Source organism: Roseivivax sp. (assembly GCF_054552075.1).
Genome location: NZ_JBTOLZ010000004.1, coordinates 160,275 through 181,952, shown reverse-complemented (window position 1 = coordinate 181,952; position 21,678 = coordinate 160,275). Strand labels below are relative to the sequence as shown.

Annotated in this window: 20 protein-coding genes; 14 read left to right on the top strand and 6 right to left on the bottom strand. The window is 70.6% G+C overall.

What is annotated here, in order from left to right; genetic code table 11:
• The first annotated feature begins 53 nt into the window (after positions 1-53).
• The 3 genes from ACX938_RS04800 (at position 54) to ACX938_RS04790 (ending at position 5,019) form a co-directional block, all read left to right on the top strand.
• Positions 54-956 carry an AAA family ATPase gene (locus tag ACX938_RS04800; protein ID WP_459430181.1) on the top strand — a complete coding sequence of 301 codons (903 nt, stop codon included), beginning with the start codon at positions 54-56 and terminating at the stop codon, positions 954-956.
• Positions 957-1,142: 186 nt separating this feature from the next.
• Positions 1,143-2,405 carry a vWA domain-containing protein gene (locus ACX938_RS04795; protein ID WP_459430180.1) on the top strand — a complete coding sequence of 421 codons (1,263 nt, stop codon included), beginning with the start codon at positions 1,143-1,145 and terminating at the stop codon, positions 2,403-2,405.
• A gap of 391 nt (positions 2,406-2,796) precedes the next feature.
• On the top strand, positions 2,797-5,019 hold the full coding sequence (locus tag ACX938_RS04790) for an OmpA family protein (protein ID WP_459430179.1): 2,223 nt from the start codon (positions 2,797-2,799) through the stop codon (positions 5,017-5,019).
• Positions 5,020-5,456: 437 nt separating this feature from the next.
• Here ACX938_RS04790 and purL read toward each other — a convergent pair whose 3' ends face one another.
• Both purL and ACX938_RS04780 read right to left on the bottom strand, forming a co-directional pair.
• Positions 5,457-7,616 (bottom strand): phosphoribosylformylglycinamidine synthase subunit PurL, encoded by a 2,160-nt coding sequence (purL, locus tag ACX938_RS04785; RefSeq protein ID WP_459430178.1) that lies wholly within the window; start codon positions 7,614-7,616, stop codon positions 5,457-5,459.
• A gap of 372 nt (positions 7,617-7,988) precedes the next feature.
• Positions 7,989-8,219, bottom strand: a complete 231-nt coding sequence (locus ACX938_RS04780) for a DUF1127 domain-containing protein (protein WP_232752690.1) — start codon at positions 8,217-8,219, stop codon at positions 7,989-7,991.
• A gap of 132 nt (positions 8,220-8,351) precedes the next feature.
• Here ACX938_RS04780 and ACX938_RS04775 point away from each other — a divergent pair, with 132 nt between their 5' ends.
• The 4 genes from ACX938_RS04775 (at position 8,352) to ACX938_RS04760 (ending at position 12,034) form a co-directional block, all read left to right on the top strand.
• Positions 8,352-9,764: an aminotransferase-like domain-containing protein gene (locus ACX938_RS04775; RefSeq protein ID WP_459430177.1), complete on the top strand. Its 1,413-nt coding sequence runs from the start codon at positions 8,352-8,354 to the stop codon at positions 9,762-9,764.
• A 183-nt stretch (positions 9,765-9,947) separates the two neighbouring features.
• A complete protein-coding gene (gene rplM / locus ACX938_RS04770; protein ID WP_232752692.1) occupies positions 9,948-10,412 on the top strand; it encodes a 50S ribosomal protein L13 in 465 nt (154 codons plus the stop codon).
• Entirely contained in the window at positions 10,412-10,909 is a 498-nt protein-coding gene (rpsI, locus tag ACX938_RS04765) for a 30S ribosomal protein S9 (RefSeq protein WP_232752693.1), read from the top strand. The genes rplM and rpsI overlap by 1 nt, the downstream gene beginning before the upstream one ends.
• An 87-nt stretch (positions 10,910-10,996) precedes the next feature.
• Positions 10,997-12,034, top strand: a complete 1,038-nt coding sequence (locus ACX938_RS04760) for a glycosyltransferase family 2 protein (RefSeq protein ID WP_459430176.1) — start codon at positions 10,997-10,999, stop codon at positions 12,032-12,034.
• Here ACX938_RS04760 and ACX938_RS04755 read toward each other — a convergent pair.
• The 4 genes from ACX938_RS04755 to ACX938_RS04740 form a co-directional block, all read right to left on the bottom strand.
• On the bottom strand, positions 12,021-12,881 hold the full coding sequence (locus tag ACX938_RS04755) for a sulfotransferase family protein (RefSeq protein WP_459430175.1): 861 nt from the start codon (positions 12,879-12,881) through the stop codon (positions 12,021-12,023). The genes ACX938_RS04760 and ACX938_RS04755 overlap by 14 nt on opposite strands.
• Entirely contained in the window at positions 12,881-13,597 is a 717-nt protein-coding gene (locus ACX938_RS04750) for a hypothetical protein (RefSeq protein ID WP_232752696.1), read from the bottom strand. The genes ACX938_RS04755 and ACX938_RS04750 overlap by 1 nt, the downstream gene beginning before the upstream one ends.
• Positions 13,594-14,886 (bottom strand): serine--tRNA ligase, encoded by a 1,293-nt coding sequence (serS, locus tag ACX938_RS04745; protein ID WP_459430174.1) that lies wholly within the window; start codon positions 14,884-14,886, stop codon positions 13,594-13,596. The genes ACX938_RS04750 and serS overlap by 4 nt, the downstream gene beginning before the upstream one ends.
• A gap of 71 nt (positions 14,887-14,957) precedes the next feature.
• The gene (locus ACX938_RS04740; RefSeq protein WP_459430173.1) at positions 14,958-15,605 is read right to left on the bottom strand and encodes a trypsin-like serine peptidase; all 648 of its coding nucleotides are present in this window, start codon (positions 15,603-15,605) and stop codon (positions 14,958-14,960) included.
• A 153-nt stretch (positions 15,606-15,758) separates the two neighbouring features.
• On the opposite strand from ACX938_RS04740, the gene yajC reads away from it, so the two are divergent.
• The 7 genes from yajC to ccmB all read left to right on the top strand — a co-directional run bounded on the left by yajC (position 15,759) and on the right by ccmB (position 21,618).
• Entirely contained in the window at positions 15,759-16,046 is a 288-nt protein-coding gene (yajC, locus tag ACX938_RS04735) for a preprotein translocase subunit YajC (protein WP_232752699.1), read from the top strand.
• Positions 16,047-16,104: 58 nt separating this feature from the next.
• A complete protein-coding gene (gene secD / locus ACX938_RS04730) occupies positions 16,105-17,766 on the top strand; it encodes a protein translocase subunit SecD (protein WP_459430172.1) in 1,662 nt (553 codons plus the stop codon).
• Positions 17,767-17,777: 11 nt separating this feature from the next.
• Positions 17,778-18,749, top strand: coding sequence for a protein translocase subunit SecF (gene secF / locus ACX938_RS04725; protein WP_232752701.1), 972 nt, complete (start codon positions 17,778-17,780; stop codon positions 18,747-18,749).
• Positions 18,742-19,497, top strand: a complete 756-nt coding sequence (locus ACX938_RS04720; RefSeq protein ID WP_459430171.1) for a sulfite exporter TauE/SafE family protein — start codon at positions 18,742-18,744, stop codon at positions 19,495-19,497. The genes secF and ACX938_RS04720 overlap by 8 nt, the downstream gene beginning before the upstream one ends.
• A gap of 17 nt (positions 19,498-19,514) precedes the next feature.
• Positions 19,515-19,868, top strand: coding sequence for an Mth938-like domain-containing protein (locus tag ACX938_RS04715; protein ID WP_232752704.1), 354 nt, complete (start codon positions 19,515-19,517; stop codon positions 19,866-19,868).
• 485 nt (positions 19,869-20,353) lie between these two features.
• The gene (gene ccmA, locus ACX938_RS04710) at positions 20,354-20,965 is read left to right on the top strand and encodes a heme ABC exporter ATP-binding protein CcmA (protein WP_459430170.1); all 612 of its coding nucleotides are present in this window, start codon (positions 20,354-20,356) and stop codon (positions 20,963-20,965) included.
• The gene (gene ccmB, locus ACX938_RS04705) at positions 20,962-21,618 is read left to right on the top strand and encodes a heme exporter protein CcmB (protein ID WP_232752706.1); all 657 of its coding nucleotides are present in this window, start codon (positions 20,962-20,964) and stop codon (positions 21,616-21,618) included. The genes ccmA and ccmB overlap by 4 nt, the downstream gene beginning before the upstream one ends.
• The last annotated feature ends 60 nt before the right edge of the window (positions 21,619-21,678 follow it).

Genomic DNA, 21,678 nt, shown 5'->3' with positions numbered 1-21,678 from the left:
GATTCCCGGCGCCGGAGCAGGCCCTCTGGCCCGAAGCGACGCAAGGAGAGACCATGACTGCCGCCAATTCGATCGACGACGTCCAGGCGCTCCTGTCCGGCACGGGCTATGTCTGCGGGCGGGCGCTGGCCACCGTGGTCTTCCTCTCGCTGAAGCTCGGCCGGCCGCTTTTCCTCGAGGGCGCCGCCGGGGTCGGCAAGACCGAGATCGCCAAGGCGCTCTCCGCCGCACTCGGGCGCAAGCTCATCCGGCTGCAATGCTACGAGGGGCTCGACGCCGCCTCGGCGGTCTACGAATGGAACTTCCCCGCCCAGATGATCGCCATCCGCACCGCCGAGGCCGCGGGCGGGGCCGACCGCGCGGCGCTGCAGACCCAGCTCTTCGGGCCCGAATACCTGATCGAACGCCCGCTCCTCGAAGCCATGCGCCCCGACGAGGGCGGCGCGCCGATCCTGCTCATCGACGAGCTGGACCGAACCGACGAGCCCTTCGAGGCCTTCCTGCTCGAGGCGCTCTCGGACTTCCAGGTCACCATCCCCGAGCTTGGCACCATCAAGGCGCCGGAGCCGCCGATCGTGATCCTGACCTCGAACCGCACCCGCGAGGTGCATGACGCGCTGAAGCGGCGCTGCCTCTACCACTGGGTCGACTACCCCGATTTCGACCGCGAGGTGGAGATCCTCTCGGCCCGCGCCCCCGAGGCCGCCGAGACGCTCTCGCGGCAGGTGGTGGCCTTCGTGCAGCGGCTCAGGACCGAGGACATCTTCAAGAAGCCCGGCGTCGCCGAGACCATCGACTGGGCCAAATGCCTGCTCGCGCTCGACGTGGTGGACCTCTCGCCCGAGGTGATCTCGGACACCCTCGGGGCGATCCTGAAATACCAGGACGACATCCAAAAGATCGAGGGCGGCGAGGCCAAGCGCATCCTCGACGAAGCCCGCGCCCAGCTCGCCTGATGCGCCTCCCAGCCCTTCATCTTGGCCCAAATACCTCGGGGGTGCGGGGGCAGAGCCCCCGTGCGCTCCCCGACACCGGCGCGCGCAACGCCGGGATGCCGCGCAAGGCGGACCACCCCAGGCCCCAAGCCACGACGCGCTGCGCCAGTCTCGCGCCGCACACCACCCAAACACCCCCGGCCTGAGATGCCCGAATACGCCCCTCTCAACCTGCCCGATCACCCCAAGCTTGCCCAGAACGTGGTGCATTTCGCCCGCGCGCTGCGGAAGGCCGGGCTGCCGGTGGGCACCGGACGGGTGATCGACGCGATCCGTGCGGTCGAGGCCGCGGGTTTCACCGAGCGGCAGGACTTCTACTGGACCCTGCACGCCTGTTTCGTCTCGCGGCCCGAGCACCGGGCGGTCTTCCACCAGATCTTCCGGCTCTACTGGCGCGACCCGCGCTACCTCGAGCACATGATGTCGATGATGCTGCCCGCGGTGCGCGGCGTGCAGGAGGACAAGCCCGCCCAGGCCGCCGAGAAACGCGCCGCCGAGGCGCTGCTGGAAGGCACCGCGCCCGAGCTGCCGGACCAGCCCGATCCCCCCGAGGAGGAGCTGCCGATCGAGATCGACGCCTCGCAGACCGCCTCGGAGGAACAGCGCCTGCGCAGCCTCGACTTCGAACAGATGTCGACCGCCGAGATCGCCGCGGCCAAGCGCATGCTGGCGCGGCTGCGGCTGCCGGTGAAGCCGATCCTCTCGCGCCGGCGCATGGCCTCGCCGCGGGGGCACCGGGCCGACTGGGGCCGCACCCTGCGCAAGGCCATGCGCCAGGGCGGCGAGGTCACGAGCTTCGCGCGCAGCCGCGCCCGGCCGCGATGGCCGAACCTGGTGGTCCTGTGCGACATCTCGGGCTCGATGAGCCAATACAGCCGGATGGTGCTGCACTTCCTGCATGCGGTCGCCAACGAGAAGGGCGACGGCTGGGCCCGGGTGCATGCCTTCACCTTCGGCACCGAGCTGACGAACATCACCCGGCATCTCGCCACCCGCGACGTCGACCAGGCGCTGAAGGCGGCGGGCTCCGAGGCCCGCGACTGGGAGGGCGGCACTCGCATCGGGCAATGCCTGCACGCCTTCAACCGCGACTGGTCGCGGCGGGTCATGGGGCAGGGGGCGGTGGTTCTCCTGATCACCGACGGGCTCGACCGCGACCCCGAGGCCGGGCTCGGGCGCGAGATGGAGCGGCTGAAGCTCTCGGCCCGGCGGCTGATCTGGCTGAACCCGCTCCTGCGCTGGGACGGTTTTGCGCCCAAGGCCCAGGGCATCCGCGCCATGCTGCCCCATGTCGACAGCTTCCGCGCCGGCCATTCGGTGCAGACGCTGGAGGACCTGGCGCTGGCGATCTCGCAGCCCGACGACCCGGGCGAGAAGACCCGGCTGATGCGGGCTTTGTCCGAGGCCTGAAGGGGCGGCAGGACGGCTGGGGGTGGCGTGCCTGCGTCGATGCGCTGTGGGGCCGGACACAGAGAGACTAGCGGGCCAAGAACGGGGCGGGCACGCGGGCATCCAGCGGGTGACCTAGGGGCAGCGCCCTGTTCTCTGCACACGACGGCGCACCGCGGTGGAACGCCCCGCCGCGCACCCCGTCCGCCTAGAATTTCCGCTTGCGTCCCAACCGCTTGCGCCATGCGCGCTCCGCCGCGCTGGGCGCTCCCGCAGAGCCCCTCCATCCCCGCGCATCCGGCAATTTCCCGCCGATCGCGCCGGGCCCCGCAACCCCGGCGCCCCTGCCGCGTTTTGAGCCAGATTGTCCCGGTGCGAAGCGCGCCGGGGCGGAATGACAGGAGTGTTGCGAATGACACCGCGTTTTCTGAAGACCACCACGGCGCTGGCGCTGAGCGCCGCGCTGGCCATGCCCATGGCGCTGCCCGCCCAGGAGCAGGGCGGCATGTCCACCGCCGAGGTGATCGCCGAGCTCGAGGCCGCACTGGAGCTGCCCGAGGTGCAGAACGACGAAGAGGCCCAGGCCGAGATCCGCGCCGAGCTGGAGCGCCTGCGCGCCCAGCTCGAGGCCGAGGAAGGCGCCGAGGCCGCCCCCGCAGAGCCGGGTGAGCCCGCCGACCCGGCGGAGCCCGCCACGCCCGAGACCCCCGCAGAGCCCACGGAGCCTGCCGAGCCCACGGAGCCTGCCGAGCCCACGGAGCCAGCCGAGCCCACGGAGCCCGGCGCCGAGACCCCGGCCGAGCCGCAGGGTGAAGCCCCCGCCGACGCGGGCGCGGAACCTCAGGAAGCCCCTGCCGAAGAACCCCAGGACGCGCCCGCCGAAGCCGCCCAGGGTGAGGCCAACGTAGAGGCCGAGGCTGGCGCGGAAGCTGGCGCCGATGCGGAACCCCAGGACGCCGAGCCGAACGCCGAACCGCAGGACGCGCCCGCAGAGGCCGCCGAGAGCGATGCCGGTGCAGAGGCCCAGTCCGCTCCGGCCGAGGGGGCGGGTGAGACCGCCGAACCGACCGACGCCCCCGCTGAAGGCGACGCGGCTGCAACCTCCGAGACCCAGGCCGAAGGTCAGGCCTCCGAGGGCAGCGAAGAGCCTGCCGAGACCGGCAACGCGGAACCCGCAGCGTCGGAGAGTGCCGAACCGGCTGAGGCCAGCGAACCCGCCGAGGGCAGCGAACCCGCCGATGCCGGGGCGCCTGCCGATGGCAATGAGCCCGCTGACGCAAGCGAGCCCGCCGATGGCGGAGAGGCATCCGCAGAGGGCAATGCCGAAGGCAATGCGGAACCGACGGACGGCAACGCCGAGCCGACCGGCGAGAGCACCGAGGCGCCCGCCGAAGGCGAGGCACAGACCTCGGGTGAAGCCGACACTTCCGGTGAGGCAGAGACCTCCGGCGAAGCCGATGCCGAACCCGGCGACGCCGGCGCCGAGGCAGAAGCCGACGCCGCCGCCGAGCCCACCCCCGAGGAGCAGCAGTCCCAGGCGGATGCCGTCTCCGAGGAAGACGCCGAGGCCGCCTCGGCCGCCGCGGCCAGCGCCGAAGGCACCGAGGGCGCCGAAGTGGTCGAAGAGACCGTGACCGAGGAGAACGCCCGCTCCTCGAACGAGGAGTTCGACACCGAGGTCAACGCCCAGGCGCAAAGCCAGGCGCGCTCCGAGGAAGAGGACGACGACGAGGACGCCCGCAACGACGAGGCCCTGCGCGGCGCCGGCGCGGCGCTCCTGGGGCTCGGCGCGCTGGCCCTCGACGACATCCTGCGCCCGAACGAGGACGTGGTCTCGAACTCCGGCGACCGCATCGTCGTCCAGCGTGACGGCCAATACCGGGTGCTGCGCAACGACGACGCGCTGCTGCGTCAGCCGGGCTCGGATGTGACCACCTACCGCTACGACGACGGCTCGACCCGCACCGTGGTGACCCGCGGCGACGGCTCGGAGATCGAGACCATCCGCTCGCGCGATGGCCGGGTGCTGCGCCGGGTGCGCAACCTGCCCAGCGGCGAAAGCGTGGTGCTCTTCGACGACACCCGCGCCAGCCAGCAGGTCGAGGTCAACGAGCTGCCGCAGACCCGCGACCGCCGGGTGACCAACTTCCGCGACGTGGAAGAGGACCAGCTGGCCAACGCCCTGGCAGCGATCGAGGCGGAAGGCGTGGAGCGCAGCTTCTCTCTCAACCAGATCCGCAGCATCGACCCGGTGCGCAAACTGGTGCCCGAGATCAACGTCGACACGATCAACTTCGCCACCGGCTCGGCGGTGATCCAGCCCGAAGAGGCCCAGGAGCTGCGCGCGCTGGGCAACGCCATCTCCGAGCTGATCGCCGAGAACCCCGGCGAGGTCTTCCTGATCGAGGGCCATACCGACGCCGTGGGCGGCGCGGGCTACAACCTCGCGCTCTCCGACCGGCGGGCGGAATCGGTTGCCCTGGCGCTGACCGAGTATTTCGACGTGCCGCCGGAAAACCTGGTGATCCAGGGCTACGGCGAGAGCGACCTTCTGGTCTCGACCACCGAGGCCGAGATCAAGAACCGCCGCGCGGCGGTGCGGCGGATCACGCCGCTCCTGACGGCGCGGCAGTGACGCGGCGCGTCACGGGTTAATAATGTTGAAGAAAACGGGCGCCCCGCGGCTTCGCGGGGCGTCTTTTTTGTTTTTTGTGTGTAGGGGCTCTGCCCCTCTTGGCGGCTGCGCCGCCAATTCACCCCGAGGGTATTTGAGCCAAGCTGAAGGGGGGAAGGGGGTGCGCGCGGGTGGGCGGCGTGGCGCGTCGGGGGTTTTTGCGTGGCGCTTGTGGAGGTGGTGCGCGCCGGGCCTGGGTTTGGCGGCTGTGCGGCAGGCGAGGGCGCGCGTAGAGGCTGGCGGGCCTCAGGAGGCGTGGGCCGCAAACGGCGGGCGCGGCCGCACCGATTATGCGGTGGCGCGCTGGAGCCGCGGTGGCGCGCGCCCCAAGGGGGCGGGCGCGCGACGTGTTTGGGTGGCGTGCTGAGGGCGGCTCCGGGCGGCGGCGCGGCCCGCGCTTACGCGAAGGTCTCGGCGAAGGCGCGGCGGTAGAGCGCGGAGAGCTCGGTGAGCGGCGCCTCGGAGCTGCCGATGCGCAGGCTCTCGCCGTGGAAGCGGCCGACCGAGGCGATCTCCACGCCCGCGGCGGTGGCCCGCGACATCAGCGCCTCGGCCATGTCGAAGTTGCAGGCCACGAGGTAGCGCGCCTGGTCCTCGCCGAAGAGGAAGGGCGTGTCCTCCTCGTCGATCGTCAGGCCCACGCCCCCGGCCTCGGCCAGGGTGAAGGCGGCCAGCGCCAGCCCGCCGTCGGAGATGTCGGTGCAGGCGCGGATCAGGTCGCGGTTGTCGCGGATGAAGCTGCCGTTCCGGCGCTCGGCCTCGAGGTCCACCGCGGGGGCGTCGCCGTCGGTGCGGTTGAAGACCTCGGCCAGGAGCGCCGAGGAGCCGAGATGGCTGCCGCGCGCGCCGATCATCAGGAGCACATGGCCCTCGCGCGGGCGGTCGAGGATCGGCGTCTCGCCCGAGGCGATCAGCCCCACTGCGCCGATCGTCGGCGTCGGCAGGATCGCGGTGCCGTCGGTCTCGTTGTAAAGCGAGACATTGCCCGAGACGATCGGCATGTCGAGCGCCTCGCAGGCCGCGCCGATGCCGGTCAGGGCGCCGACGAACTGGCCCATGATCTCGGGCTTCTCGGGGTTGCCGAAGTTCAGGTTGTCGGTGGTGGCCAGCGGCAGCGCGCCCACCGCCGAGAGGTTGCGGTAGGCCTCGGCCACGGCCTGGGCGCCGCCCGCCTCGGGATTGGCCTTGACGTAGCGCGGCGTCACATCTGAGGTGAAGGCCAGCATCTTGTCGGTGCCATGCACCCGGATGACGCCCGCGCCGTAGCCCGGGCCCTCGACCGTGTCGGCCATGACCTGGCTGTCGTATTGCTCGAAGAGCCAGTTCTTGGCGGCGTGGTTGGGGCAGGCCAGGAGCGCCTTCAGCCCGTCGATCGGGTCGATCTGCGGCACGTCGGCCAGCGGCTCGGCCGCGGGCGTCGGCACCCAGGGACGGTCGTATTCGGGCGCGGTGCCCGAGAGCGCCTTCAGCGGCAGATCGGCCATTACGCGTCCGCCCTGTTCGATCAGGAAGCGGTCCTCGGCGATGGTCTCGCCGACGATGGCGAAATCGAGGTCCCATTTCTCGAAGACCGCGCGGGCCTCGGCCTCCTTGGCGGGGTCGAGCACCATGAGCATCCGCTCCTGGCTCTCGGAGAGCATCATCTCGTAGGCGGTCATGCCGGGCTCGCGGCAGGGCACGCGGTCGAGCTCCAGCTTGACCCCGAGGTTGCCCTTGTCGCCCATCTCGACCGCCGAACAGGTCAGCCCCGCGGCGCCCATGTCCTGGATCGAGATCACCGCGCCGGTCTGCATCAGCTCGAGGCAGGCCTCCATCAGGCGCTTCTCGGTGAAGGGATCGCCGACCTGCACCGTGGGGCGCTTTTCCTCGATGGTCTCGTCGAACTCGGCCGAGGCCATGGTCGCGCCCCCGACGCCGTCACGGCCCGTTTTGGCGCCCAGGTAGACCACCGGGCGGCCGACGCCCGAGGCGGCAGAATAGAAGATCTTGTCGGCATCCGCGAGGCCCGCGGCAAATGCGTTGACCAGGCAGTTGCCGTTGTAGGCGGGGTCGAAGCGGGTCTCGCCGCCGACCGTGGGCACGCCGAAGGCATTGCCGTAGCCGCCGATGCCCTCGACCACGCCATGCACGAGCTGCCGGGTCTTGGGATGCTCCGGCGCGCCGAAGCTCAGCGCGTTCATCGCCGCCACGGGCCGGGCGCCCATGGTGAAGACATCGCGCAGGATGCCGCCCACGCCGGTCGCCGCGCCCTGGTAGGGCTCGATGTAGGAGGGGTGGTTGTGGCTCTCCATCTTGAAGACCACCGCCTGGCCGTCGCCGATGTCCACCACGCCCGCGTTTTCGCCCGGGCCGCAGATCACCTGCGGGCCCTTGGTCGGCAGCTTGCGCAGGTGGATCTTCGAGGACTTGTAGGAGCAATGCTCGTTCCACATCGCCGAGAAGATGCCCAGTTCGGTGAAGGAGGGCGCGCGGCCGATGATCTCGAGGATCCGGTCGTATTCCTCGGGATTGATGCCGTGGGCGTCGATCAGCTCGGGGGTGATGTCGGGCTCTTGCATGGGTCTCGGCGCATCCTCGCTACTGGTGATGCGCTCTTTAGGGCAGGGCCGGGGCGGTGTGAAGGGGGCGGCGGACCGGGGCAGGCGGCTGCGTGGCGCCTGTGGGCCGGGGTGAGGCGGCATGGTGCGGGCGTGCGGCTGGGCTCAGGTCGGGGCATTGGGGCAGGGCGCGGTGCCGGGGCGACGAACCGTGGCGCGCGCCTAGCGGCCGTGGCGCGCGACGCGCGGACTCAGGGTGTCGCCCGGCGCAAAGTGCGGGGCGACACCAAAACCTGAACCACCACGAAAAAAGGGCCGCCCGAAGGCGGCCCAACAGGGAGAGGTCTCCGCGCGCCCAGGGATACAGGAGGGCGCCCGGAGGTCCTGGAGGGCTCAGCCCTGCCAGAAGGGGCGGGCGGCTTCGCGCGCGGCCTCGGCGCGGTCCAGCCCGACGTCACGGAGGAGATGGGCGTCGAGCCCGGCCAGATGTTTCCGGCTGCGGGCGCGGTCGGTCCAGAGCGTCAGCACCACCGCGGCCTTGAGGGCGATCTCGGCCGGCGCGGTCAGGCGCGGCGCCCGGGCAAGCGTGTCGAGAAGTGCGGCGTGAGGGGCTGCGGCGGACATCTGGAGGTCTCCTTGAATGCGATCTCTTGGGTTATTTGCGGTTGTCTGCGTTCGTGTCGATACAATACGGCGCTGTTGCCATGCAATGAGTGATACAATAAGGTGCGTGTATTGGTCGAGGGAAACATTGTCATGGATACAATATTGTCCGCCTATGCCGAGGGCGCCGCGGATCTGCCGAAATACCGCCGGCTGGCCGATGCCATCCGGGGCGCCATCGCGGCGGGGCAGCTGGCGGCCGGGGACAAGCTGCCGCCGGTGCGCGACCTGGCCTTCGACCTCGGGATCACGCCCGGCACGGTGGCGCGGGCCTATACGATCCTGACCGACGGCGGCGCGGCCCGGGCCGAGGTTGGGCGCGGCACCTTCGTGGCCGGGGGCGAGGCGGGCGGCACGCGCAAGCTCCTGCCCGATGCGCCCTGGCCGCAGACCGAGGCGCCGCAATCGGGCCGCTTCGTGAGCTTCGTCGCGCCGAAACTGCCCGACTGCGGACAGATCGCGCTGATCCGCGAGGGCTTTGCCCGGCTCTCCCGGCACCCGGTCGAATCGCTGATCAACTATCCCTCGCGCGCGGCCTTCAAACCGGCGCGCGAGGCGGTGCTGGACTGGCTCTCGGACACGCCGCTGGGGCCGGTCAGCGAAGAGGACCTGACGCTTTGCCACGGCGGGCAGAACGGCATCGGCATCGTCATGCAGACGGTGCTGCGCGGCGCACGGCCGGTGGTGCTGGTCGAGGAGCTGTCTTATCCGGGCTTCCGCCGCGCGGCGGAGCTGCTGCGTGCCGAGGTGGTCTCGGTCCCGATGGACGAGGACGGCATCCTGCCCGAGGCGCTGGACGAGCTCGCCCGGCGGCACGACGCGCAGCTTCTTTGCACCTCGCCCGAGATCCACAACCCGACCGGCCGCCAGACCCCGGACCGCCGCCGCAAGGAAATCGCCGCGGTCGCACAGCGGCGCGGCTTCCACGTGCTCGAGGACGATTGCTACCGGCTGGGCCCGCGCGCGGGGCTCGGCTACCGGGCGCTTCTGCCCGAGCAGGGCTGGCTGGTGGCCTCGATCTCGAAGTCAATCACCCCGGCGCTGCGCGTGGGCTTTGTTGTGGCGCCACAGGCGCGGCGGGCGGACCTGCGCCGCTCGGTCGAACACGGGTTCTTCGGGCTGGCCCAGCCGCTGGGCGACCTGGTGGCCGACCTGCTGCGCCGGCCCGAGCTGCCCGCGATCCTCGACGAGGTGCGGCGCGCATACGACCGCTACATCCGCGCGGCGGTGAACCTTCTGGGCGGGCACGATGTGGGCTGGCGCGAAGGCGTGCCTTTCCTCTGGCTGCGGCTGCCGGCGGGCTGGCGGGCGGCGACCTTCGTGCAGGCCGCCGAGTTCGAGGGCGTGCAGCTCCGCGCCGCCGACGAGTTCGCCCTGCGCGACGGCTTCGCACCCCATGCGGTGCGCATCGCGATCAACGCCCAGGTCGGGCTGCCGGCCTTCGAGGCGGCGCTGGGGCGGGTGCGCGGGCTTCTGGAGAACCCGCCCGAGCGGATCGCGGTCTGAGGGGGCGATTTTGTGGGGTATATGAATACCTATTTTGCAAGACACTGAAAACGCGCGGTTTTATCGGATTTCCCGCGCTTGACTGTCGGTCCGCGATGCGTATAACCCGCCCATCGGATCGCGCCGGTCCGGGCCTCTGCCCGGCACCCGGCCTGAACAGTCAAGAACCAGGGGTCACCCGCCATGAAAACCTTCTCGGCAAAGCCGGCCGATATCGAGAAGAAATGGATCGTGATCGACGCGGAAGGCGTCGTTCTCGGTCGTCTCGCCTCGATCGTCGCCAACCGGCTGCGCGGCAAGCACAAGCCGTCCTTCACCCCCCATATGGATATGGGCGACAACGTCATCATCGTGAACGCGGACAAGGTCCAGCTGACCGGCAAGAAGCGCCAGGAGCACTTCTACTGGCACACCGGCTATCCCGGCGGGATCAAGTCGCGCACGAAGGAGCAGATCCTCGAAGGCGCGCACCCCGAGCGGGTGGTCTTCCAGGCCGTCAAGCGCATGGTTCCGGGCAACCGCCTGGGCCGCAAGCAACTGGGCAACCTGCGCATCTACGCGGGTGCTGAGCACCCCCACGAGGCGCAATCGCCCGAAGTGATCGACGTCAAGTCGCTGAACTCCAAGAACACCCGGGTGGCGAAGTAATGGCTGAGCAAATCAATTCCCTCGAAGAACTGGGCCAGGCCGCAGGCGTCGACGCTGCCGGCACGCCCGAGACCGAGATCGCGATCACCCGCGAGCCCGTCCGCGACGAGTTCGGCCGCTCCTATGCGACCGGCCGCCGCAAGGACGCCACCGCGCGGGTCTGGATCAAGCCGGGCTCCGGCAAGGTCACCGTCAACGGCCGCGAGCTGAACGTCTATTTCGCGCGCCCGGTGCTGCAGATGATCCTGCGCCAGCCCTTCACCGTCGCCGGTGTCGAGGACCAGTTCGACGTCATGGCCACCGTCAAGGGCGGCGGCCTCTCCGGCCAGGCGGGCGCCGTGAAGCACGGCATCAGCCGCGCGCTGCAGCTCTACGATCCCGCGCTGCGTCCGGCCCTGAAGGCCGCGGGCTTCCTGACCCGCGACAGCCGCGTCGTCGAGCGCAAGAAGTACGGCCGCGCGAAAGCCCGCCGCAGCTTCCAGTTCTCGAAGCGCTGATCCCCTTCGGGATTGCGAGATACCGGAAAGGGCCGTCCCCAGGGGGCGGCCTTTTTCTTGTGTGCGAGGCAGGGTAGGACTTCCGATATGGCAGACAGCGGCAAACGGCTCGGCTTGGAGGATCTGTGGAAAGAGGTGCGCCGCGTGCAGGGCGCGCCCCGGCCCGGCGCGCGCAAGCTCTTCGTCATCCTGCGCGACGAGATGGCCTTTCTGCCCGCCTTCCTCGGGCATTACCGCGCCATCGGCTTCGAGCAGTTCCTGGTCTTCGACGACGGCTCCGAGGACGGCGGCGGCGCCTATCTCGAAGCGCAGGAGGACGTGGTCCTCTACCGCGCGGGCATGGGCTTCGGCGCGCCGGTCGAGATTGTCTTTCCCGACGGCAGCACCCGCCCCGACCGCTTCGGCACCTGGGTCAAGGCGGCGCTCCCGCATGTCGAGGCCCCGGGCGAGGTGGTCGCCTATTTCGACGCCGACGAGTTCCTGATCCTGCCACCCGGCGTCACCTCGGTCGCCGAGGTCTACGCCCGCATGGAGGCCCGCGCCACGCCCGCGATCTGCGCCTCGCTGGTAGAGTTCTTCCCCGAGGATCTGGCCGCGCTTGCGGCGCCGATGCCCCACACGCCCGAGGGGCTTTTCGCCGCTTATCCCTATTTCGAGGCCGAGCCGCTGGTGGCGCTGAGCCCCGGCGCCCAGCCCGATCCCTTCGGCACCTCCAAGACCAACCGGCTCTTTGCGGCCCATGGCATCGGCGCGCCGAAGCGCCGGCTTACCGACCGGCTGCTCGGGCGCAAGGGCAAGGCGCCCTTCAACCGCTCGGCCCGGCACAAGCTGCCCTTCCTGCGCCGCGACGGTGAGAGCTGGCAGGTGGGCTCGCATTACGCCAGCCTGCCGCCCGATCCCGAAATGCTGCTCTCGATCGCGCATTTCGTCTTCACCGCCGAGTTCGCGGCCAAGATCGAGCGCGCGCGGCACTGGAAGGCGCATACCCAGGGGGCGGCGAAATACACCTTCTACGCGGAGCTTCTGGAGAAGATGGCCGCCGGCTCGGGCAGCTTTCTTGGCCCCCGGTCAGCGCGTTACCGCGCGCCCGAGCAACTTGTTGCGGCGGGGCTCATGGCCTGGTGAAGACCGGCTCGGCACTGGGCCAGAGGCTGCGCACCTGCGGGCAGACCCGGGCGGCGGCCTCGTAGACCGGCGCGTAATGCAGCGCGATCTCGGTTGCCAGCGCCTCGGAGACGGCGAGCCCGCGGCCCCGCGCATTGACCTTCTGCCCGCCGGCCTCGGCCTCGATGGGGACGCCCGCGAACTCGGCTAGCGCCCGGATGCCCGGCGCAGTGAAGAGCTCCTCGAACAGCGCCACATGCCGCTCCTCGGGGGCGAAGACCGCCTCCAGCGCCGCCAGCGTCCGATCGTAGCGGCTGCGCGCCTCGGCCTCGGGGTCGGCGTAGAAGGCGCGGAGCGGGGCCTCGTTTTCGTCGGAGTAGGGCAGGCGGCCCTTCTCCATCTCCATGCGCATCTGCGAGCGCAGCCGCTCCACCGGGTCGCGCATGACGAAGATCGCGCGGGTTGTGATGCCGCGCTTGGCCATGCCTTCGCGGATGCGCGCCAGGGTCTCGGGCGGCAGGGCCGCGTAAGACGGGGTGATGTCGCCGGTGCGGGTCACGCCGGGGCGGTCGAGGAGGCCCGCGAAATAGTCGAAATAAGCCTCGGGATCGGATTGCAGCCGCCAGCGCAGGTGCTGCGCGGGTTCCGCGCCGCCGACGAGCGTCTTGGCGCGGGCGCGCAGGCGCTCTGGAAGGCTGGGCGGAGCGACCCGGTAGCGCGCGAAGGCGCCGCCGACGCCGTGTTCCCAGACCTGGTATTCGCCAAGCCGCCCGAAGTCCGAGCCCGCCGCCCGCGCCAGATAGGCCTGCACCCAGGAGGAGCCGCATTTCTGCCCGCCGAGGCCCAGGTAGAAGACCCGCTCGGTCATCACTCGGTGTCCGTGCCGCGCAGCGCCAGGATCGCCACGATGCCGAGGACCGCGAGGCCCGCCACCGCGATGTTGAAGGGCTGCGCGTTGGAGACGATCACCGCGACCAGCGCCCAGATCACCGTCATCCCGTATTCCGGCGCGCGGTGCAGGCGGTATTGCACCACCAGCGCGATGGCGAGCCCGATGGTCAGCGCCACAAGAGCCGCGGGCGTGCCGGGCAGGAAGTCATAGCCGCCGAGGACCAGCCCCAGCGAGACCGCCGAGGCGGCGGTCAGCCAGCCCGCGTAGACCGCGATGGGCGAGAGCTGCCAGCCGCGGTCCTCGTCGCCGGCGCGGAAAAGCGCCAGCAGCGCCGCGGCCAGCATCATCCAGATCATCACCGTGGCCGCCAGCACCGAGAGGTTGGCGACGGGAATCCAGAGCGTGCCGACAGCGAGGCTCAGGAACAGCCAGGGCCGGGCCGGGGCCCAGTCCTCCTCGTCGCGGCGGCGCAACAATCCGAAGCCCGCCCCGGCGATGAGCCAGAGGTAGATCAGCCCCCAGATCGAGAAGGCATAGCCCGCGGGCTGCACCGGCGGGTCCTCCTGCGGGACCGGGAATTGCCCCGGTTCGAAGCCGTTGAAGCCGGCCGAGACGAGCGGCGAGAGCGCGAAGCTCAGCGCCGCGAGAAGGACGGCACCCGCCCAGAGCGTGCTGGCCGTCTCCTGCCTCATTCCAGGCCACCCTCCGCGGTCAGGCGGCTGCGGCCGCCGAGATAGGGATGCAGCACCTCGGGCAGGGTGACGGAGCCGTCTTCCTCCTGGCCGTTCTCGAGGACCGCGATCAGCGCCCGGCCGACCGCCAGGCCCGAGCCGTTCAGCGTGTGCAGGAAGCCGGGCTTGCCGCCGCCCTTGGGTTTGAAGCGGGCGTTCATCCGGCGGGCCTGGAAGTCGCCGCAGGTCGAGACCGAGGAGATCTCGCGGTAGCTGTCCTGCCCGGGCAGCCAGACCTCGATGTCATGGGTGCGCCGCGCGCCGAAGCCGATGTCGCCGGAGCAAAGCGTCACCGTGCGGTAGGGCAGGCCCAGCTTCTCCAGGATGCCCTCGGCGCAGGCGGTCATGCGGGCGTGTTCGGCCTCGCTTTCCTCGGGGTGGGTGACCGAGACCATCTCGACCTTCTCGAACTGGTGCTGGCGCAACATGCCCGCGGTGTCGCGGCCCGCGCTGCCCGCCTCGGAGCGGAAGCACTGGGTGTGCGCCACGTAGCGGCGGGGCAGGTAGTCCTCCTCGACGGTCAGCCCGTTGACGATATTGGTCAGCGTCACCTCGGCGGTGGGCACAAGCCACCAGCCGTTGGTGGTGCGGTAGCTGTCCTCGCCGAACTTCGGCAGCTGGCCGGTGCCATACATCATCTCGTCGCGCACCAGCACCGGGGTCCAGGTCTCGGTGAGGCCGTTCTCCTCGACATGGGTGTCGATCATGAACTGCGCCAGCGCCCGGTGCAGCCGCGCCACCGCGCCCGACATGACCACGAAGCGCGAGCCCGACAGCTTGGCCGCGGTCTCGAAGTCCATGCCGTCGTGCACCGCGGGCAGGTCGAAATGTTCCTTCGGGGCGAACGCGAAGCTGCGGGGCGTGCCCCAGCGCTTGATCTCGACGTTGTCCTCTTCGTCGGCGCCCTCGGGGACGTCGTCGTAAACGAGGTTCGGCAGTTCCATCAGCCGCGCCTCGAGCTCGGCGTCCAGGTCCTTGGCGCGCGCCTGCATGGCGGCGACCTCGTCCTTCTTCTCGCCGACGAGCGCGCGCAGGCGCTCGAACTCGGCCTCGTCGCCCTTGGCCTTGGCCTGGCCGACCTCCTTGGAGGCGCGCTTCTGCTCGGCCTGGGCGGTCTCGGCGGCGTGGATCGCGGCGCGGCGCTCCTCGTCGAGCTTCAGAAGCGGCGCCGATGCCTGCGACAGCCCGCGCCGCGACATGACCTTGTCGAAGGCCTCTGGGGTCTCGCGGATGAAGCGGATGTCGTGCATCGCCGGGGCTCCTTATTGGCTTGCGTCTGTCGGTGTTCGGCCCGAGTCGCGACGCTTATGCCTCAAGTCTTTCAGGGTGTGTAGGGGCGCGCCAGCTCCCGCAGGACCCAAGGGTCGACGCGGGCGGCGACGGCTTCCTCGCCCGAGATCGCCGAGATCACCCCCGCCACCCGCCGCGCGGTGCCGCGGCCCGCCAGCACCGGCCCGCCCGACATGCCCTGCGAGACCGGGCAGGAGAGATACCAGCGCGGGCCCTTGAGCCGGCCCGCGCAGCCCTCCTGCAGGGCCTGATGCGCGGTGTCCTCGCGGCCGTAGCCGATGATCGAGAAGCCGCCCTCGGGGCCCGAACGCCCGACCCGGATGGGGGCCATGGGCAGCGCCCGGTCGAGCCGCAGGATGGCGATGTCATAGGCGACCACGATGCCCTCGGCGTCGCTGGCGCGGGGATGCAGGAGAATCTCCTCGACGCTGGCCGCACCCGCGTGCCGGCCCTCTTCCCAGCCCGCCACGAAGCCCAGCCCCCGCGTGCCGCGCTTGCGCCCGTCGGGGAAGGTCACGCAATGGGCCGCGGTCAGCACCGTCGCCGGGCCCACCAGCGTGCCCGAACAGATCCGCAGCGCCGAGAAACCGCCGCCGAAGAGCCGCCCCACCGCCGGTTCGGTGGCGCGGGCGGGCAGGGCGAAGGCCAGGCACAGAAGCAGGATCAGGGCGGCGCGCATGGAGCCGAGATTAGGCGCGGGCCGCGGGGGGTCAAACGCCCCGTCACGGCGGCGCCAAGCCCGCTTGCATCGGCCCCCTGCCTTCCATAGGTTCCGCGCAACCTCGCCCGGGCGGATTGCCGCCCTGCGTCTCACTGACAAGGAGAGCCTCCGATGGATGGCAATGCGATTGCGCAGTTCGTGCCCCTGATCCTCATTTTCGCGATCATGTATTTCCTGCTGATCCGCCCGCAGCAGAAGAAGATGAAGGAACATCAGAAGATGGTCGAGGGCCTGCGCCGCGGCGACCAGGTGGTCACCCAGGGCGGCCTCATCGGCAAGGTCGTGAAGGTCAAGGAGAACAACGAGCTCGAGGTCGAACTGGCCGAGGGCGTGAAGGTCCGCGTGGTGCAGAACACCGTCGCCCAGGTCCTCTCCAAGACCGAGCCCGCGAACTCCTGATCCCTGACCGGGCGCGCGGTGCCCCGCGCCCGCGCCCTCGATGCACGAAGGCCCCGCCATGCTGCAGATCGACACCTGGAAGCGCGTCCTCATCTGGCTTGTCGTGGCCTTCGGGATCGTCTTCTCCGCGCCGAACCTCTTCTACGACCGCGTCGAGACCCATAACGACGCGATGACCGCCATCGAGCGGCAGGGCGAGACCGAGGACCGGCTGGCCGAGAAGTCGGTCTGGCCCGACTGGCTGCCCGCGACGCTGGTCAACCTCGGGCTGGACCTGCGCGGCGGCGCGCATCTCCTGGCCGAGGTCGAGGTCGAGGACGTCTACGACGCCCGCCTCGAGGCGCTCTGGCCCGAGGTCCGCGACACGCTGCGCCCGCTGCGCGACACCGTGGGCACGGTGCGGCTCCAGGCCGACACGCCGGGCGAGCTGCGCGTGCGCCTGGGCGAGCCTTCGGGCATGCAGGAGGCGCTCTCCGCGGTGCGCGAGCTGGCCCAGCCGGTGGCCTCGGTGGCCTCCGCCGGGGCGCAGGACCTCGCCGTCTCGGGCGAGGGCGACACCCTGGTGGTGCGGCTCTCGGACGCCGAACAGGCGGCCACCGACGATCGCACCGTGCGCCAGGCGCTCGAGATCATCCGCCGCCGCATCGACGAGGTCGGCACCCGCGAGCCGACGATCCAGCGCCAGGGCGCCGACCGCATCCTGATCCAGGTGCCGGGCATCGGCTCGGCCTCGGAGCTGAAGGAGATCATCGGCACCACCGCGCAGCTGACTTTCCAGCCGGTCGTCTCGCGAGGGGTGTCCGAAAGCACCGATCCGGGCATCGGCAACGAGGTGGTGCCGTCGCTCGACGAGGAGGGCGTCTTCTACGAACTCGAACGCGCCCCCGTCGTCACCGGCGAGGAGCTGGTCGACGCGCAGCCCGCCTTCGACCAGAACGGCAACCCCGCGGTGAACTTCCGGTTCAACTCCTCGGGCGCGCGCAAGTTCGGCGATTACACCGCCGAGAACATCGGCAACCCCTTCGCCATCGTGCTCGACGACGAGGTGATCTCGGCCCCGGTGATCCAGAGCCACATCCCGGGCGGTTCGGGCATCATCACCGGCCGCTTCACGGTCGAGGAATCGACCCAGCTTGCGGTGCTCCTGCGCGCCGGTGCGCTGCCCGCCGGGCTGACCTTCCTCGAGGAACGCACCATCGGCCCCGAGCTCGGGCAGGATTCGATCGAGGCCGGGCAGGTGGCCACGCTGGTGGCCTTCGCCCTCGTCCTGGCCTTCATGTTCGCCTCCTACGGGCTCTTCGGGCTCTTCGCCAACGTGGCGCTGATCATCAACATCTCGCTTCTCTTCGCGATCCTGTCGGTTATCGGGGCGACGCTGACGCTGCCCGGCATCGCCGGCATCGTGCTGACCGTGGGCATGGCGGTGGACGCCAACGTGCTGATCTTCGAGCGCATCCGGGAAGAGCTGAAGACCGCGCGCGGGCCCGCCCGGGCGATCGAACGCGGCTACGAGAAGGCGCTGTCGGCCATCGTCGACGCCAATATCACCACGATCATCACCGCGATCATCCTGTTCGCCATGGGCTCGGGCCCGGTTCGCGGCTTCGCGATCACCCTGGGCTTCGGCATCGTGACCTCGGTCTTCACCGCGATCTACGTCACCCGGCTTTTCGTCACCATGTGGTTCGAGCGCACGCGCCCGAAGACCATCACCGTCTGAGAGGATAGAAGATGCGTCGTCTGAAACTCATCCGCGAAGACACCTCTCTGGACTTCTTCTCGCGCAGCAAGCTCTGGCTCGGGATCTCGGCGGTCATGATGGTCGTGGCCTTCGTCTCCTTCATCTTCCAGGGGCTGAACTTCGGCATCGACTTCCGGGGCGGCACCACGATCCGCACCGAGAGCGCCCAGCCCGTCGACGTCGGCGCCTACCGCGCGGCGCTGCGCGAGCTGGAACTGGGCGACATCGTCATCTCCGAGGTCTTCGACCCCAGCTTCGGCCCCGAGCAGAACGTCGCCATGGTCCGCATCGCGCCCCAGGGCGACGAGGAGGCGGTGACCCAGGACACCATCGCCTCGGTCGAGACCGCGCTGCAGGCGGTGGCCCCCGACATCAGCTTCACCTCGGTCGAAAGCGTCGGGCCCAAGGTCTCGGGCGAGCTGATCCAGGCCGCGGTGATCGCGGTGCTACTCGCGATCGGGGCGGTGCTGATCTACATCTGGCTGCGCTTCGAATGGCAGTTCGCGCTCGGCGCGGTGGCCGCGCTGGTGCACGACGTGCTGCTGACCATCGGGATCTTCTCGGAGCTGCGCATCCAGTTCGACCTGTCGATCATCGCCGCGCTCCTCACCATCGTCGGCTATTCGCTGAACGACACCGTGGTGGTCTTCGACCGGGTCCGCGAGAACCTGATCAAATACAAGAAGCGGCCGCTGAAGGAGGTGCTCAACATCTCCATCAACGAGACCCTGAGCCGGACCATCATGACCTCGATGACCACGCTGATCGCGCTGGTGACGCTGTTCATCCTGGGCGGCGACGTGATCCGCGGCTTCGTCTTCGCGATGATCTGGGGCGTGATCGTGGGCACCTATTCCTCGATCTTCGTGGCCACCGCGCTGCTGTTCCGGCTCGGCGTGAAGCGCGACTGGGACAAGCCCGACAGCGGCGCCGGCACGCAGTTCGCCAACGTGGATGCCTGAGGCGCTCGCCGCCACGCTCGATCCCTCGGGGCTGGCCGCGCTCCTGGCCCTCACCTTCGCCGCCGGCGCGGTCTACGGCTTCGCGGGCTTCGGCGCGGCGCTGGTCTTCATGCCGCCCGCCGCGGCGCTCATGCCGCTCGAGATGGCGGTCGCCGCCTTCAACGTGGCAGCACTCGCCTCCTTCGTGACGGTGCTGCCCCGGGCGCTGCCGCAGGTCGACCGGCGCGGGCTCGGGGTGATGATCCTCTGCGCCGCCGCGAGCGCCTCTCTGGGGCTCTGGGTGCTGCGGGTCGCCGATCTCACCTGGCTGCGCTGGGGTGTGACGGGGGTGACCGCGCTGACGCTCCTGGCGCTGGTCGCGGGCTGGCGCCGCCCGATCCCGCCGAGCCCCGCCGCCCATGCCTCGATCGGGGCCGCCACGGGTTTTGTCGGCGGGGCCACCGGGCTCCTCGGCCCGATCATGGTGCTGTTCCAGCTCGCCAGCGGCGCCCGCGTCGCCCAGAGCCGCGCCACCGCGCTTGTCTTCCTGACCGTGACCTCCGCGCTGCTCCTGCCGCTCATGGCGCTGCAGGGACTTCTCGGGCTCGAGGCGCTGGCGCTCGGGGCGGCGCTCCTTCTGCCCTATGGGCTCGGCGCAAGGCTCGGCCAGGCCTGGTTCGACCCCGCCCGCGAGGGACTTTACCGGCTGATCGCCTATCTGGTGATCCTGAGCGCCGTGATCGCGGGCTTGCCCCTCTGGGACGGATAAGCTGAAATGAGGACATCATGCGCCTGAACGAAGTGACATATACCGACGCCCTGCCGGTCGATGGCTACGGTCCGGGCTTCTTCCGCGTCGACGGCGAGATCCGCGAGGGCGCGCTCTGCCTCGGCCCGCAGGGCGTCAGCGCCTGGGGCGGCTTCGAGGATGCCGAGACGCTGCTGGCCCTCGCCGAGGAGGTCGACGTGCTGTTCGTCGGCACCGGCCCCGAGATCGCCTTCCTGCCGAAACCCCTGCGGCTGCGCCTCGAGGAGGCGGGCCTCGGCGTCGAGGTCATGGCCTCGCCCTCGGCCTGCCGGACCTACAACGTGCTGCTCTCCGAGGGGCGGCGCGTGGCCCTGGCGGTGCTGCCGACCTGAGGGTTTGGGGCGGGGCGCTTTATCGAAACCTTGCGCTTGTTGAACCTGCGGGAGCGAGGGGGCTGTCTGCCCCCTCGCGCTCCCCCGAGAGGTATTTATGGCCCGGTCAGGCCGAGGGGCTGGCGCTGGGTGGTGCGGGGGTGCGTCGGGGGTGAGGTGTCGCGCCTGTTGCGGGTTCGGGAGCGAGGGGGCTGTCTGCCCCCTCGCGCTCCCCCGAGAGGTATTTGTGGCCCGGTCAGGCTGGGGGGCTGGTGCTGGGTGATGTGGGGGGCGCGTCGGGGTGAGGTGTCGCGCCTGTTGCGCGTGCGGGAACGAGGGGGCTGTCTACCCCCTCGTGCTCCCCCGAGAGGTATTTGTGGCCCGGTCAGGCCGGGAGCTGGCGCGGGGTGAGGCGGGGGCGCGTCGGGGGTGAGGTGTCGCGCCTGGCGCGGCGGCGGGCACTATGCGCTTTTGTCGGCGGGCGGGGCGGGATAGACCTCGGGGCGATGTTGACGGTGTCGGATCTGTCTGTGGCGCGCGGCGGTTTGCCGGTCCTCGACGGGGTGAGCTTCGCGCTCGGGCCCGGCGAGGCGCTGGTGCTGCGCGGGCCGAACGGATCGGGCAAGACCACGCTGCTGCGCACGCTCGCGGGGCTGCAGCCGCCGCTTTCAGGGACCGTCGAGGGCGGCGAGGCGCTGGCCTATGCGGGCCATCTCGACGGGCTGAAATCGGCGCTGAGCGTGACCGAGAACCTTCGCTTCTGGGCCCGGGTCTTCGGCACCGGCGAGATCGGACCGGCGCTTGCGGCGTTTGATCTCGCGGGGCTCGAGGACCGGCTGGCGGGCAATCTTTCGGCCGGGCAGAAGCGGCGGCTGGGGCTGGCGCGGCTCCTGGTGACCGGGCGGGCGGTCTGGGCGCTGGACGAGCCGACCGTGTCGCTGGATGCCGGCGCCGTGGCGTTGTTTGCGGGCGCCGTGCGGCGCCACCTCGAGGGCGGCGGCGCGGCGGTGATCGCCACCCATATCGACCTCGGCCTGCCCGAGGCGCGGGTCCTTGACCTCGGCCCCTACAAGGCCCGGCGGCCCACGCCGGGCAGCGCCGAGGAGGCCTTCCTGTGAGGGCGCTTCTGACCCGCGACCTGGCGCTGGCGGTGCGCGCCGGCGGCGGCTTCGGGCTGGGGCTGGCCTTCTTCCTGATCGTCACCGTGCTGGTGGCCTTCGGGGTCGGGCCGGAGGCGGCGCTCCTGTCGGAGATCGCGCCGGGCATCCTCTGGATCGGGGCGCTCCTGGCCTGCCTGCTGTCGCTCGACCGGATCTTCGCGCTAGACCAGGAGGACGGCTCGCTCGACCTCCTGGCCACCGCGCCGCTGCCGCTCGAAGGAATCGTCACGGTCAAGGCGCTGGCGCATTGGCTGACCACCGGGCTGCCGCTGGTCCTGGCCGCGCCCTTCCTGGGGGTGCTGCTGAGCCTGCCGGGGCCGGGCTATGCCTGGCTTTTCCTGTCGCTCCTGATCGGCACGCCGGCGCTCTCGGTGATCGGCACCTTCGGGGCGGCGCTGACCGTGGGGCTGAAGCGCGGCGGGCTCCTCCTGTCGCTCCTGGTGCTGCCGCTCTACGTGCCGACGCTGATCTTCGGCGCCGAGGTGGCCCGGCGCGGCGCGGCGGGGCTGACGGTGGAGACGCCGCTTCTGCTGCTGGCGGGGCTTTCCTTCGGGGCGCTGGCGCTCTTGCCCTTCGCCTCGGCGGCGGTGCTGCGCGTCAATCTGCGCTAGGGCGCGCCGCGGACCGGGCCTTGCCCCGGCGCGACCAGATGTGAATTGTGAGCGCCGAGG

What these genes read in the sequence shown, in the direction of transcription:
- ACX938_RS04800 (WP_459430181.1), top strand. Translation starts at nt 54, where the DNA reads ATGACTGCCGCCAATTCGATCGACGACGTCCAGGCGCTCCTGTCCGGC.
- ACX938_RS04795 (WP_459430180.1), top strand. Translation starts at nt 1,143, where the DNA reads ATGCCCGAATACGCCCCTCTCAACCTGCCCGATCACCCCAAGCTTGCC.
- ACX938_RS04790 (WP_459430179.1), top strand. Translation starts at nt 2,797, where the DNA reads ATGACACCGCGTTTTCTGAAGACCACCACGGCGCTGGCGCTGAGCGCC.
- purL (WP_459430178.1), bottom strand. Translation starts at nt 7,616, where the DNA reads ATGCAAGAGCCCGACATCACCCCCGAGCTGATCGACGCCCACGGCATC.
- ACX938_RS04780 (WP_232752690.1), bottom strand. Translation starts at nt 8,219, where the DNA reads ATGTCCGCCGCAGCCCCTCACGCCGCACTTCTCGACACGCTTGCCCGG.
- ACX938_RS04775 (WP_459430177.1), top strand. Translation starts at nt 8,352, where the DNA reads ATGGATACAATATTGTCCGCCTATGCCGAGGGCGCCGCGGATCTGCCG.
- rplM (WP_232752692.1), top strand. Translation starts at nt 9,948, where the DNA reads ATGAAAACCTTCTCGGCAAAGCCGGCCGATATCGAGAAGAAATGGATC.
- rpsI (WP_232752693.1), top strand. Translation starts at nt 10,412, where the DNA reads ATGGCTGAGCAAATCAATTCCCTCGAAGAACTGGGCCAGGCCGCAGGC.
- ACX938_RS04760 (WP_459430176.1), top strand. Translation starts at nt 10,997, where the DNA reads ATGGCAGACAGCGGCAAACGGCTCGGCTTGGAGGATCTGTGGAAAGAG.
- ACX938_RS04755 (WP_459430175.1), bottom strand. Translation starts at nt 12,881, where the DNA reads ATGACCGAGCGGGTCTTCTACCTGGGCCTCGGCGGGCAGAAATGCGGC.
- ACX938_RS04750 (WP_232752696.1), bottom strand. Translation starts at nt 13,597, where the DNA reads ATGAGGCAGGAGACGGCCAGCACGCTCTGGGCGGGTGCCGTCCTTCTC.
- serS (WP_459430174.1), bottom strand. Translation starts at nt 14,886, where the DNA reads ATGCACGACATCCGCTTCATCCGCGAGACCCCAGAGGCCTTCGACAAG.
- ACX938_RS04740 (WP_459430173.1), bottom strand. Translation starts at nt 15,605, where the DNA reads ATGCGCGCCGCCCTGATCCTGCTTCTGTGCCTGGCCTTCGCCCTGCCC.
- yajC (WP_232752699.1), top strand. Translation starts at nt 15,759, where the DNA reads ATGGATGGCAATGCGATTGCGCAGTTCGTGCCCCTGATCCTCATTTTC.
- secD (WP_459430172.1), top strand. Translation starts at nt 16,105, where the DNA reads ATGCTGCAGATCGACACCTGGAAGCGCGTCCTCATCTGGCTTGTCGTG.
- secF (WP_232752701.1), top strand. Translation starts at nt 17,778, where the DNA reads ATGCGTCGTCTGAAACTCATCCGCGAAGACACCTCTCTGGACTTCTTC.
- ACX938_RS04720 (WP_459430171.1), top strand. Translation starts at nt 18,742, where the DNA reads ATGCCTGAGGCGCTCGCCGCCACGCTCGATCCCTCGGGGCTGGCCGCG.
- ACX938_RS04715 (WP_232752704.1), top strand. Translation starts at nt 19,515, where the DNA reads ATGCGCCTGAACGAAGTGACATATACCGACGCCCTGCCGGTCGATGGC.
- ccmA (WP_459430170.1), top strand. Translation starts at nt 20,354, where the DNA reads ATGTTGACGGTGTCGGATCTGTCTGTGGCGCGCGGCGGTTTGCCGGTC.